This is a genomic window from uncultured Psychroserpens sp. (assembly GCF_947500255.1).
Classification (GTDB): domain Bacteria; phylum Bacteroidota; class Bacteroidia; order Flavobacteriales; family Flavobacteriaceae; genus Psychroserpens.
Window position 1 is genome coordinate 1,229,014 of sequence record NZ_CANMRL010000001.1, and the last position, 13,078, is coordinate 1,242,091.

Sequence of the window (13,078 nt, forward strand, 5' to 3'; positions counted from 1 at the left end):
GTTAAATTTTATTAACAAAGACAAATATATAAAAATATTGATTATTGGTACTAAAAATAAGGAGTTTGGACTGATTTTAAATAATTTCAAGTTTTTCTCCAACCTTAATAAATGCTTCAATAGCCTTATCTAAATGTGCTTTTGTATGAGCTGCTGAGAGTTGTACGCGTATTCTAGCTTTCTCTCGCGGTACTACTGGGAAAAAGAAGCCAATGACATAAATACCTTCATCCAACAGCATTTTTGCCATAGTTTGCGATAGTTTCGCGTCATATAACATAACAGGCACAATTGCCGAGTCTCCATCAATAATATCAAAACCTGCTTCTTTCATTCCTTTTTTAAAGTAATTAGTATTGCTTTCTAGAGTGTCTCTTAAGGTTGTGTCGTTTGCTAGCATATCAAAAACCTTAATTGACGCGCCAACTATTGCTGGAGCTAAAGAATTAGAGAATAAATAAGGCCTAGAGCGTTGTCGTAATATCTCAATTACTTCTTTTTTTGCGGTTGTATAGCCACCCATAGCGCCACCCATTGCCTTTCCTAATGTTCCAGTAATAATATCTATTCGTCCTAAAACACCTTTTTCTTCTAAAGTTCCTCTTCCAGTTTCGCCAATAAAGCCAGTAGCGTGACATTCATCAATCATTACAAGTGCATCATATTTATCAGCTAAATCACATATTTTGTCTAATGGGGCAACTAACCCGTCCATAGAAAACACACCATCGGTAACAATAATTTTAAAACGTGCGCCATTCTCATTAGCAGCAATAAGTTGCTGCTCTAGGTCTGCCATATTATTATTAGCATAGCGGTATCTGGCTGCTTTACATAAACGCACTCCGTCGATGATAGAAGCGTGATTCAAAGAATCTGAAATAATAGCATCTTCTTTTCCCAATAGCGGTTCAAATACACCACCATTAGCATCAAAGGCAGCAGCATACAAGATTGTGTCTTCGGTTCCGTAGAAATCGGCAATCTTTTGTTCAAGTTCTTTATGAATGTCTTGCGTTCCACAGATAAAACGTACAGAAGACATTCCAAAACCATGAGAGTCCATAGTGTCTTTTGCGGCTTGAATAACCTCTGGATGTGACGACAATCCTAAATAATTGTTAGCACAAAAATTTAAAACAGTTTGTCCCGTGCTCAGCGTAATTTCTGCACCTTGAGGGGATGTAATAATGCGTTCTTCTTTGAAAAGTCCGTCATTTTTTATGGTTGCTATTTCATTTTGTAAGTGTTCTTGTATTTTTCCGTACATGATTGATTGATTTTTTACAAATTTAGAATTCTTTTATGGTAATATCATCATTAATATAAATTAGAATTTTTTTTATGACTTCGAAGTCCATTTCTTCTAAAACAAATTGATAATCGTAGAGTTGTTCTTTATGACTAGAATCTTGTAAACCTGTTTTGTAGTCTACTATAACGGCTTGATTGCTAGAATTGATGACAATCCTATCTGGTCGTAATAATTTCCCTTTTTTTGAAATAATATCTTTCTCATTATATACTGTTAGATGATCTTCGAAGAGTGTTTTTAGATCTTTGTGATTTACAAGATTATGTATAATATCCTTGAGGGTTTTAGATTGCTCCGAATTAATAAACCCAGAGCTTAAAAAGTGATCTATGGCAAAATCAACATCGTGTTTTGTTTTAATAAGTGCCATAATTTGATGAACCAAATTACCGCGCTCTATTGCTTGTTCTTGAGCAGTATCCCATAAATAGCCAGAACTTGTAATGATATTAAGGTTAAGCTCTTCTTTTTTGGTTGAAATAAATTGGTGTTGTTCAATGGTATCTAGATTAATGTCTTCAGCTTCTTCCAAAACTTTTTTAGCCTCACCAAAAGCATATTGCCTTTGTTGGTCATTCCATATACCAATTGTTTTTAAATAATTAATAAATAACCCTGAATAATGTGTTAGCTTTTCTATTTGACTTTTATCAACATCATATTCTGATATGATATAGAGTTGACCAATGGCTCTGGTTAAAACTACGTAGAGTAAATTAAGACTATCTAATTCTAATTGTGCTCGATAATCACTGTAAATTTGAGCGCCCAAATCATTAAATTCTTCAAGATCTTTATTTAAATTGACATATAAATTTGAAAAGCCTTCAAAAAGAGTTTCGTCCACAGGAAACCACACTTTAGGGCTCATATCAAAATAAATATCCTGATTGGCATAAGGGAAAATCACCACCGGAAATTCTAAACCTTTAGACTTATGAATGGTCATAATTTGAATGGCATTATCACTTTCAGGAGAAACAATACTTAATTTATCTTTTTTACGATCCCAATAGTCTAAAAAGCCCGAAAAACTTGCATTGTATTTTTGTGAATAATCAAATACTTCATCTAAATAAAATTGAATGTAAGCATTAGAGGTTTCATTTAAATGGAATCCTCTAATAATGCTTTCTACGGCTTCATATATAGGTAATTGTAAAAACTCACTGTAATTAAACTGAAAACCAAAACCATTTAACGCTTCAAATAAAGCCATTGGTTTTAAATGGATGAGACGACTAAAGAACTCATGTTTATTAATCGACTTGAGTTTTTCTGCTGCAATAAAATTGAGAAGTTTGATTTTGATTTCATCATTTTGAGCCTGTAAGCTTAAGGTGATGAGGTGATTTATAAATTGAATTTCGGGAGCGTTTTTAAGTAGTAAAGTTTCCGAAGAAATAATATCAATATCTAAATCGCTAAGATACTCAGCAATGGCGATTGCTTCTTTCGTTTTTCTAACTATTATACATATATCTTTTCTTTTAAAACCTTGACGTTCTACTTTTTTAATGGTGTTTAAAACGGCTTCGCAGTATCGTTCATTTTTGTCTTCGCTTTTAGTATCTAAAAACGATAATTCAACATAACCAGTTGCTTCTAAGAACACATCTTGTTGTGCATTTTTATAGATGAATTGGTGGTCAGGATTAGAGAATGCAAAATTTGAAATGTGATCAAAAAAAGCATTGTTGAACTCCACTATTGTTTTGTGGCTTCTGTAATTGAATGTTAAATCTCTCACATCTTGATCTATGGCCAATGGCTTCTCTTTTTCAGAATACAAATCAATGAACTGTTCTGCTCGTCCTCCTCGCCACCTGTAAATTGCTTGTTTAGCATCACCAACCAACATCGCTGTTCCTATTTCTCCTTTTAGGTTTTCACCAGATACAGCATTGTTGACCAATGGAATTAAATTACTCCATTGTAAGCCAGAAGTGTCCTGAAACTCATCAATAAAATAGTGCTTAAATTTTTCGCCTATTCGTTCATAAATAAAAGGTGCAGGTTGTTCTTTTATTTCATTATTAATAAGGTTGTTAAATTCTGAAATAAGCAATAAGTCATCTTCATCTTTGATCTCTTGGAGTGTCTTGCCTATTGCGCTTAAAACCGATAATGGTATAATGTTTTTCAAAGCATTTTTTAAAAATTTTGAAGTGTAAACGAGTCTTTTAATAGTTAAATAGTTAGTTTCTATTTCTGGAAGCAAACGATCAATTGTTGTTGCCTTTTCAATATCAAGCGTTTTGTTGTAGATTGAAGTATTAGATGCTAAATTGTCTTGCAGCTTATTGCTGTAAAGTCCAGAAAAATTTAGACTTTGAGCTTTTTTAAAATGATTTGGTAATGTTTTTCTGGTGAAGTCTTCAACATCCAAACCATTAGATTCTATAAGATTTAATGTGGCTTGAGCTACATTTATAATTTGATATTCAACTTCGGTTTTCTGTTTTTGTAGTTTGGATTTTAAGGCTTTAAAATCATCAAAACTTTTATCTTTTAACTTGTCTAGATATGGGATTTCATTTTCATTAACTAATAGTGGTGCAATGGCATTTAAGTCATAAGAGATATCCCAACTTTTATCGTCATCCATTTTTTCAAAAGCAAAATCAACCAATACCTTAGTTAGCTCTTGGTCGCTTCCGGCTTTATCAATGAGTTTATCAACTGCTTTTCCGAGCAGTGTTGCAGCGTCTAATTCTACTTCAAAATTTATTGGAAGTTTGAGGTCGTAAGCAAAGGTTCTAATGAGCTTATGATTAAACTTGTCAATAGTAGAGATATCAAAAGCAGCATAATTATGTACAATACGCTGCAATACTATTTTTGATCTATTGTGAAGTTCTTGTAAATCAATATCAAGTTCTTCAACCAATACTTTAGACATACTATTTGGTGATTCTATAATGTCTGCTTCGGAAAATAGTTTGAGCATATCTATAACACGCTCTTTCATTTCACTAACAGCTTTGTTTGTAAAGGTGAGTGCTAGAATGTTTCTAAATGCTAATTTACTCTTAGATTGAAATAAAATTTTAAGATAATCTTTTACTAACGTGAAGGTTTTTCCGCTTCCAGCTGAGGCATTGTATATAGTAAAAGGTGATTGATTTTGCACGCTTAAAATTATAAAAACTATCTATGAGTTCATAGGTATTTAATATTTTTAATTGCGCTGTTTTATGCGTAAATTTGATGGAATTAAATATTAACAATAAAACCAATAATATTATGGCTTTCGAATTACCGAAATTAAAATATGCATATGACGCATTAGAACCACATATTGATGCGCGTACCATGGAAATACATCACTCAAAACATCATAACGGATACACTACTAAACTAAATGCTGCTATAGAAGGCACAGATTTAGAAGGGAAATCTATTGAGAATATCTTAGGTAATCTCGATATGAATAATAAAGGAGTTAGAAATAATGGAGGTGGATTTTACAATCATTCGTTATTTTGGGATGTGATGAATCCAGAAGATAGAGGTTATCTTTCTGGAGAGTTGAAAGATGCCATTGACGCTGAGTTTGGTTCAAAAGATGCTTTTGTTGAAGCATTTAGTAAAGCAGCAGCAACACAATTTGGGTCTGGATGGGCTTGGTTATGTGTTCATAAAGGCGGAAAAGTTGAGGTGTGTTCTACGCCAAATCAAGATAATCCATTAATGCCAGGAGTATCATGTGGAGGTACACCAATTTTAGGATTAGATGTATGGGAACATGCGTATTACCTGAACTATCAAAATAGAAGACCAGATTATATTGACGCATTTTTTAAAGTAATCAACTGGAACGAAGTTGAGAGACGTTATGCTGAAGCTAAATAATTAACGTCTTACAAATAGAAATAAGGCAAACTCATTTTGGGTTTGCTTTTTTTATGCTTTGGCAATAAAAACTAATTTAAGAACCGACTAAAAATGAAAAAAGGTGAACGAGAGTTCACCTTTTTTGCCCCAAATCTACCATAAACTTAACCTACTTATGTTATGGTGAAACAAATATAACAGCACTTTTATTTAATATTTTAATTTTTTAGACCAACGACGAATAAATTGGCTTAAACGGAAAAATCACTGTTTCTGATGGTTTTAGAACCTTGAATAAAGTTGAACTTTAAGTGATGAAACGAACAAATTGATTAACAACGGTTTAATAAAAACTTGAAAGAAATGTGTTTTTAAGACTTAACTTATTGAAGGTCTATAAGTTATATTAATAAAAAAAGGTGAACAGAAGTTCACCTTTTTTTGCCCCAAATCTACCATGAACTTAACCTACTTATGTTATGGTGATACCAATGTATGTGTTTATTGGGTAAGGATGATTAAATATTAGACGAAATGCATTTTTTTCTGGTAAAAAGCACTTTTTTTAGGATAAAGTGCAAAAAAAACTAACTGTTTATCTAGTAAGCTCTTTCTTTATTTCCTTCATAAAAATTCACAAAAGCTCTGTTAACCACACGATTACCTCCAGCTGTTGGATAGTTACCTGTAAAGTACCAATCGCCTAAATTTTTCGGACAAGCCTTATGTAAATTCTCTATAGGTTGGAAAATGGTTTTTACTTTAGCTTTTACAGTATCATCAGAAATAAGCTCAGCAATTTTATCTGAAATCTCATCAGCAGTAAACTCATTATATAAGTCCTTAACGAAATTTTTAACTTCTGTATCTTTTAATTCAAGTTGAGCTTTACATTTATGATAAACCTCTTCGACCATATGATATTTATTTGCCTCTTTTAATAATTCTAACATTGCTCTAAAGGCAATAAGGCTCTCAAGGTTGGCCATATCAATACCATAACAATCTGGGTATCTAATTTGTGGCGCAGATGAAACAACAATAATTTGCTTTGGGCTTAATCGGTCCATCATTTTGATAATACTCTTTTTAAGCGTTGTACCTCTAACAATACTGTCGTCGATAATAACTAAATTATCTGTGGGTTGAATCACACCATAAGTCACGTCATAGACATGGGCTACCAAATCATCACGACTACTGTCTTCAGTAATAAAGGTTCTAAGCTTTACATCTTTAATAGCAATTTTTTCAATTCGAGGTCTTTCAGAAAGAATATCGATAACACTTTCTGCTGAAAGTTTACCATTACCATCTAATATGGCTTTAGTTTTTCGTTCGTTAAGGTATTCTTCAACAGTTTCTATCATTCCGAAGAAAGATGTTTCTGCAGTATTTGGGATATAAGAGAATACAGAATTTTTAGTATCGTTTTCAATAGCTTCAAGAACTTTTGGCATTAATAGCTTTCCTAGATTTTTACGTTCTTGATAAATTTCGGCATCACTTCCTCGAGAAAAATAAATACGCTCAAATGAACACGCTTTACGTTCTAGTGGTTCTATGATTTGCTCAATAAAAACATCTCCAGATTTTTTGGTGATAATGGCATGACCTGGCGCTAATTCTTTAACATCGTCGAAATCAATATTAAAAACGGTTTGAATTACAGGACGTTCAGAAGCGACAACGACAATCTCATCATCTTGATAATAATAAGTAGGACGAATACCAGCTGGATCTCTTAATACAAATGAATCACCATGACCTAATAGTCCGGCCATGGCATAACCACCATCCCAGTTTTTAGATGCTTTCTTTAAAATTTTCGCAACGTTCAGACGCTCGGCGATCAAAGGAGAACATTCATTTTTATTATAGCCTTCCTTTTTAAGTTTCTTATAAATTTTTGCAACGGCATCATCCAAGAAATGACCGATTTTTTCCATAATGGTAATCGTATCTGCTTTCTCTTTTGGGTGTTGACCAAGTTTTACCAATCCGTCAAATAACTGATTAACATTTGTCATATTAAAGTTACCTGCTACGATAAGGTTTCTATGCATCCAGTTATTCTGTCTTAAAAAAGGATGGACGCTCTCCACACTATTTTTACCAAAAGTACCGTAACGTACATGACCTAAAAGTAATTCACCAACATAAGGAATATGTTTTTTTTGAAGTGCAACATCATTTTGATATTCTGGATGTTCAGTTAATTCTTCGTTGATGCGTTCGTTAATTTGAGCAAAAATATCTTGTATGGGCTGTTGAGCAATAGAACGTACGCGGCTTATATATCGTTCTCCAGGTTGAGTATCTAATTTAATACTTGCAAAGCCTGCACCATCTTGTCCACGATTATGCTGCTTTTCCATCATGAGGTACATTTTGTTTACACCATAAAATGCACTTCCATATTTTTCTTTGTAATACTCTAATGGTTTTTTAAGTCTAATGAGTGCAATTCCGCATTCATGTTTTAAAGCATCGCTCATTGTTGTGTTGTTGTTTTTGAGTACACCAAAATTATAAATTTTGGATTTAGTTTTAAATAAAAAACGCGCTCAATTTTGAGCGCGTTGGTTTATGATAATTCAATATTAAATTGCGTGAGTTGTTTAAACTGCTGCATGCGTTTATGCACTTCACTATTTTCTAAATCAACCATACGTTCGGTTCCAAATTTTTCAACACAGAACGAGGCTAATGTAGACCCATAGATCACAGCGTTTTTCATGTTCTCGAACGAGTAATCTTCTGTTTTAGCTAGATAACCAGCGAAACCACCTGCAAATGTATCACCTGCTCCTGTAGGGTCAAATACTTCTTCTAAAGGTAAGGCTGGTGCATAGAACATATGATCATCATGAAACAATAAAGCACCGTGTTCTCCTTTTTTGATGACTACATATTTTGGTCCCATCTCATGAATTTTACGTGCAGCTACAACTAAAGAATATTCCCCTGTTAATTGTCTAGCTTCCTCATCATTAATAGTAATAACATCAATTTTTTTCATCACATTATGCAAATCGTCAAGAGCACAATCCATCCAAAAATTCATTGTATCTAAAATGGCTAATTTTGGTTTGGTTGTCATTTGATTTAAAACACCCATTTGTACAATTGGATGTAAGTTTCCTAACATGACAACTTCAGCATTTTTATAAGCTTCAGGTACAACAGGGTTAAAATCTGCTAATACATTAAGCTCTGTGGCTAGAGTATCACGAGAATTCATATCATTGTGATATCTCCCACTCCAGAAGAATGTCTTTCCTTCTTTTACAATCTCGACACCGTCTATATTAATATTTCTATTTGATAAGAGGTCTAAATATTTCTGTGGAAAGTCACCACCAACAACAGATACTGCTGCAGAATCGACATTAAAATGAGATGCAGCTAAGCCAATAAAGGTTGCAGCACCACCAAGAATTTTATCTGTTTTACCGAAAGGTGTTTCAATAGCATCAAAAGCTACTGTACCAACTATAACTAATTTGCTCATAAAGCGTTTTAAAATTTGCTGCAAATATACAGCGATTAATTTCAAACTCAATTTTTTTTATGAGGAATGCATCTATTTACTTTGAGCGACTGTTTTATGAAGATCTTTAAAGGTTTTGTAAGGCCCTTTAATGAGCAAGCTATTTACTACAAAAGGAGGTAAGCTTCCTTCAGGGTTTAAAAAAAGTTGTTGAGTGACTCTGGTTTTTCCATCGATCTCTTCTAATAACCAATGACCCATTAACTTTTTTACACGTATGGTCTTGTCTTTTTTTGGAAGTTCGTCAGGAAGACTTTCTAATGTTAATTTGATTGTGGTTGAATCTATTATCTTAACTGTAAGTAAAGTGACTATATCTCTATCTTTAATTGGCCATGGTAAATCTTTGTGCGCGTAGAATACATGTTGATTTTTATCCAGTTCCTTTACATAATAACTTGTGTTAGGCTTACAGTTCTCATAGTATTCTGGAGCTGTTAGCAATTCTTCCAAAATATGTTTTGAAGCTGTGTTTATAGTTGTAACTGCTTTAAACTCTTTTAAATCAGAATTGGAAGCATCTCGTGTATATATTTTAATGTTATTATCTTCTTTTTTGAGATGCCATTCATTTTGAGAAAAGCCTAAAATAGGTAAACAGAAAAGTAGTATGATTATATTCTTTTGCATAACACTATTAATTTAAACCTTAGTAGGTAAATTGTGTAATGCATTACAAAAGCAATAAAAATTTAAGATTATTTTCTACCAAAATCTGCAGGAATTTCTCCCCAAGCTTTGGTTTCCCATTTTACAATGGTAGTAGTGTAAGTATTGTTTTTTAACCAATTCACAGCGCGATCTACTAATTCAAATAAAGCTTCGTTTTTTTTATTTCGCTTTAATTTAGTGTTGCATGTTTTTTTTCTCACCCAGCTCATTGCTGTTTTTGAGTCTGTATATATAATTAGGTCACTATTTTTCTTTTTCAATAATGCTAGTCCGTGAACAATAGCCAAAAACTCACCAATATTATTAGTTCCTTCTTCAAAAGGGCCTTGTATAAATAATTGTTTTTTGCTTTTAGTATCTACACCTCGATATTCCATTTTTCCAGGATTACCAGATGAGGCGGCATCAACTGATATGGATTTATAATTAGGTTGACCAATTTTTTTGAGTTGTGCATCAGAAAGTTCACTAGTAAACTTTTTACTTTTGCCAATGTAATCTTTATAGTTGCCTTTTAATGCTTTTTTTGCAGCATCAAACGTTGCAAAGGATTTGTATTGCGCGCCTTGAAAATCCTTAATTTGTGCTTTACAATCATCCCAAGATTCAAAAACACCTGTATGATGTCCTTTCCAAACGGTGTAATATTTTTTTTTCTTTTTACTCATTAAGAAGTTTTTCTACCACCTTCGGAAAGTGTTCCATCTCCAATTCATGGATTTTATGTGCAACATCTTGAGCCGAATCGGAAGCCTCGACGTCACATTTCGCTTGAAAAATGATTGCGCCTTCATCATAATGCTCATTAACGTAATGAATGGTGATGCCAGTTTCTTTTTCTTTATTAGCAATTATAGCTTCATGAACGTGCATTCCATACATGCCTTTTCCACCATATTTTGGCAGTAAAGCAGGATGAATATTAATAACTTTATTAGGAAATTCCTTAAGGATATGCTCAGGAAATTTCCATAGAAAACCAGCTAAAATAATTAAGTCTGGTTGTGCCGATTTCAAAATATGAAGCACATCATTAGTTCCAGTGAAAGCCGTCTTATTGAATGATAAAGCACTAATTTTCAATTTTTTAGCGCGATCCAGAACTTTGGCATGAGGATTGTTAGTGAGTACCTGAATGACAGAAGCATTTTCTCTGTTGTGAAAAAACTTAATTAAATTTTCAGCATTAGTGCCACTTCCGGACGCAAAGATTACAATACGTTTCATTTACAGACAAACAGTTAGTGTTATTCAAAACAAAAAAAAGAATAATAATTAACAATTAGACCGTAAAAGATAAATTCTTCAAAGTAATTTTAGTAAATTACAAACACATTTTTAATGTAAAGGTGTGTATTGAAATAAAGTTTTTTTATTTTTGCGACCTAATTAAAACTTAAAATTAAAAAATTATGTCAGACATTGCATCAAGAGTAAAAGCGATTATCGTAGACAAATTAGGAGTTGATGAAAACGAAGTTGTAACTGAAGCAAGCTTCACTAACGATTTAGGAGCAGATTCATTAGACACTGTTGAGTTAATCATGGAATTCGAAAAAGAATTCGATATTCAAATCCCAGACGATCAAGCTGAAAATATCGCAACAGTTGGTCAAGCTGTATCTTATATAGAAGAAGCAAAATAAGAACTTTATTTTTATGGAATTAAAGCGAGTAGTAGTTACCGGTTTAGGAGCACTTACACCAATTGGCAATACCAAAGATGAATATTGGGATGCGCTAGTTAGTGGAAAAAGTGGTGCTGCACCAATAACGCATTTTGATGCTGAAAAGTTCAAAACGCAATTCGCTTGTGAAGTAAAAAACTTTGAAGTTACTGACTTTATTGATAGAAAATTAGCAAAGCGAATGGATAAGTTTTCGCAGTATGCAATGGTCGCTTCAGATGAAGCAATTGCAGACTCAAAACTTGATCTAGACGCTGTAAACAAGTTAAGAGTAGGTGTTATTTGGGGAGCTGGTATCGGTGGTTTAGAAACATTTCAAGAAGAAGTGTTAAACTATGCTGCTGGAGATGGTACTCCACGTTTTAACCCATTCTTTATTCCAAAAATGATTGCCGATATAGCGCCAGGAAACATATCTATAAAATATGGTTTTATGGGTCCTAATTATACCACGGTTTCTGCTTGTGCGTCTTCTGCCAATTCAATGATCGATGCTTTAAACAATATTCGTTTAGGTCATTGTGATGTTGTAATTACAGGAGGAAGTGAAGCTGCAGTAACCATTGCTGGTATGGGAGGTTTTAATGCTATGCACGCTATGTCTACTCGTAATGACAATCCAGAATCAGCTTCTAGACCTTTTGACGCTAACCGTGATGGTTTTGTGTTAGGAGAAGGAGCAGGAGCTATTGTTTTAGAAGAGTATGAACATGCAAAAGCTAGAGGTGCTAAAATCTATGCTGAAGTAGTAGGTGGAGGATTATCTTCTGATGCTTACCACATGACAGCACCACATCCGGATGGTATAGGTGTTGTTGCAGTAATGAGGAATTGTTTACAGAATGCTGGTTTAAATCCCGAAGATGTAGATCATATTAATACACACGGAACATCAACACCTTTAGGAGATGTTGCCGAATTGAAAGCTATATCTGAAGTATTTGGCAGTCACGCTAAAAGCATTAATATTAATTCTACTAAATCTATGACAGGACATTTGTTGGGTGCTGCAGGTGCCATTGAAGCTATTGCTTCAATAATGGCTATCGAGCATGGTATAATACCTCCTACGATCAATCATGAAACGGTTGACGAAAACATAGATCCAGAATTAAATTTAACACTCAATAAAGCTCAGAAAAGAGATATTAAAGTTGCAATGAGTAATACCTTTGGATTTGGCGGTCATAACGCTTGCGTATTATTCAAAAAAATAGACTAAATCCCGAATGAGCTTCATTCGTAACATACTAAAAAATTCCCGTTTCCATAAGGACGGGAATTTTTTTTTACAACTCAACGATATTGTTGGTTATAAGGTCAAGAAAAAATCGTTATACATCAAAGCATTTACGCATCGTTCTATGAATATAAAGGACAAAGACGGCAATGCTATTAATTACGAACGACTGGAATTTGTTGGAGATGCAATGCTAGGCGCTGTTATTGCATCTTATTTATTTGAGGAAGTGCCTCATGGAGATGAAGGATACCTCACTAAAATGCGTTCTAAGATTGTAAGTAGAGAACACCTCAATGAATTGGGAAAAGAGCTCAACTTAATTGATTTGGTGGAAAGTAAAATCCCTAAATCAAACTTTGGAAACAATATTCATGGTAACCTCTTCGAAGCTATAGTAGGCGCTATTTACCTTGACAAAGGGTATAAATATTGTGAAAAATTCATTCATAAACGTGTGATCAAGCCTCATGTTGATATTGAAACATTAGAAGGTCGAGTGATTAGTTATAAGAGTTTATTGATTGAATGGTGCCAGAAAGAAAAGAAAACCTTTGATTATAATGTCTATGAAGATACAGGTAATGATGACTTAAAACATTTCTCTGTAAAGTTATCGATAGACGAAAAAGTTATATCAAAAGCCAGAGCAACTTCAAAAAAGAAAGCTGAAGAAAAAGCGTCAAAACGCGCCTTTTTTGCTTTTCAAAAAGAAATAAGCAAAGCCTTTTAGATTTGATTTTAGATTTCGATTTTAAAACCTCGCAACTATA

11 protein-coding genes are annotated in these 13,078 nt (G+C 33.4%); 4 read left to right on the top strand and 7 right to left on the bottom strand.

Annotated elements, in window-relative coordinates:
- Positions 1–76 precede the first annotated feature (76 nt).
- Positions 77–1,270, bottom strand: a complete 1,194-nt coding sequence (gene kbl / locus Q0783_RS05330) for a glycine C-acetyltransferase (RefSeq protein WP_298893816.1) — start codon at positions 1,268–1,270, stop codon at positions 77–79.
- 22 nt (positions 1,271–1,292) lie between these two features.
- Positions 1,293–4,448: an exodeoxyribonuclease V subunit beta gene (locus Q0783_RS05335; protein ID WP_298893818.1), complete on the bottom strand. Its 3,156-nt coding sequence runs from the start codon at positions 4,446–4,448 to the stop codon at positions 1,293–1,295.
- A gap of 113 nt (positions 4,449–4,561) precedes the next feature.
- On the opposite strand from Q0783_RS05335, the gene Q0783_RS05340 reads away from it, so the two are divergent.
- On the top strand, positions 4,562–5,170 hold the full coding sequence (locus tag Q0783_RS05340; protein WP_230934734.1) for a superoxide dismutase: 609 nt from the start codon (positions 4,562–4,564) through the stop codon (positions 5,168–5,170).
- A gap of 581 nt (positions 5,171–5,751) precedes the next feature.
- Here Q0783_RS05340 and Q0783_RS05345 read toward each other — a convergent pair.
- The 5 genes from Q0783_RS05345 to purN form a co-directional block, all read right to left on the bottom strand.
- Positions 5,752–7,650, bottom strand: a complete 1,899-nt coding sequence (locus Q0783_RS05345; protein ID WP_298893820.1) for an amidophosphoribosyltransferase — start codon at positions 7,648–7,650, stop codon at positions 5,752–5,754.
- An 89-nt stretch (positions 7,651–7,739) separates the two neighbouring features.
- Positions 7,740–8,666, bottom strand: coding sequence for a PfkB family carbohydrate kinase (locus Q0783_RS05350; RefSeq protein WP_298755867.1), 927 nt, complete (start codon positions 8,664–8,666; stop codon positions 7,740–7,742).
- Positions 8,667–8,738: 72 nt separating this feature from the next.
- Positions 8,739–9,335, bottom strand: coding sequence for an START domain-containing protein (locus Q0783_RS05355; protein ID WP_298893822.1), 597 nt, complete (start codon positions 9,333–9,335; stop codon positions 8,739–8,741).
- A gap of 68 nt (positions 9,336–9,403) precedes the next feature.
- On the bottom strand, positions 9,404–10,045 hold the full coding sequence (locus Q0783_RS05360) for a ribonuclease H family protein (RefSeq protein ID WP_298893823.1): 642 nt from the start codon (positions 10,043–10,045) through the stop codon (positions 9,404–9,406).
- The gene (gene purN / locus Q0783_RS05365; RefSeq protein ID WP_298893824.1) at positions 10,038–10,604 is read right to left on the bottom strand and encodes a phosphoribosylglycinamide formyltransferase; all 567 of its coding nucleotides are present in this window, start codon (positions 10,602–10,604) and stop codon (positions 10,038–10,040) included. The genes Q0783_RS05360 and purN overlap by 8 nt, the downstream gene beginning before the upstream one ends.
- A gap of 185 nt (positions 10,605–10,789) precedes the next feature.
- Here purN and Q0783_RS05370 point away from each other — a divergent pair, with 185 nt between their 5' ends.
- The 3 genes from Q0783_RS05370 to rnc are packed head-to-tail and all read left to right on the top strand — an operon-like array spanning position 10,790 to position 13,038.
- Positions 10,790–11,023: an acyl carrier protein gene (locus Q0783_RS05370; RefSeq protein ID WP_013750595.1), complete on the top strand. Its 234-nt coding sequence runs from the start codon at positions 10,790–10,792 to the stop codon at positions 11,021–11,023.
- Positions 11,024–11,036: 13 nt separating this feature from the next.
- Positions 11,037–12,287 (top strand): beta-ketoacyl-ACP synthase II, encoded by a 1,251-nt coding sequence (gene fabF / locus Q0783_RS05375; protein ID WP_298893825.1) that lies wholly within the window; start codon positions 11,037–11,039, stop codon positions 12,285–12,287.
- Positions 12,288–12,294: 7 nt separating this feature from the next.
- Positions 12,295–13,038 (top strand): ribonuclease III, encoded by a 744-nt coding sequence (rnc, locus tag Q0783_RS05380; protein ID WP_230934741.1) that lies wholly within the window; start codon positions 12,295–12,297, stop codon positions 13,036–13,038.
- The last annotated feature ends 40 nt before the right edge of the window (positions 13,039–13,078 follow it).

Coding starts and splice junctions, on each gene's coding strand:
- Q0783_RS05355 (WP_298893822.1), bottom strand. CDS start 9,335: ATGCAAAAGAATATAATCATACTACTTTTCTGTTTACCTATTTTAGGC.
- Q0783_RS05370 (WP_013750595.1), top strand. CDS start 10,790: ATGTCAGACATTGCATCAAGAGTAAAAGCGATTATCGTAGACAAATTA.
- Q0783_RS05350 (WP_298755867.1), bottom strand. CDS start 8,666: ATGAGCAAATTAGTTATAGTTGGTACAGTAGCTTTTGATGCTATTGAA.
- rnc (WP_230934741.1), top strand. CDS start 12,295: ATGAGCTTCATTCGTAACATACTAAAAAATTCCCGTTTCCATAAGGAC.
- kbl (WP_298893816.1), bottom strand. CDS start 1,270: ATGTACGGAAAAATACAAGAACACTTACAAAATGAAATAGCAACCATA.
- purN (WP_298893824.1), bottom strand. CDS start 10,604: ATGAAACGTATTGTAATCTTTGCGTCCGGAAGTGGCACTAATGCTGAA.
- Q0783_RS05340 (WP_230934734.1), top strand. CDS start 4,562: ATGGCTTTCGAATTACCGAAATTAAAATATGCATATGACGCATTAGAA.
- Q0783_RS05345 (WP_298893820.1), bottom strand. CDS start 7,650: ATGAGCGATGCTTTAAAACATGAATGCGGAATTGCACTCATTAGACTT.
- Q0783_RS05360 (WP_298893823.1), bottom strand. CDS start 10,045: ATGAGTAAAAAGAAAAAAAAATATTACACCGTTTGGAAAGGACATCAT.
- fabF (WP_298893825.1), top strand. CDS start 11,037: ATGGAATTAAAGCGAGTAGTAGTTACCGGTTTAGGAGCACTTACACCA.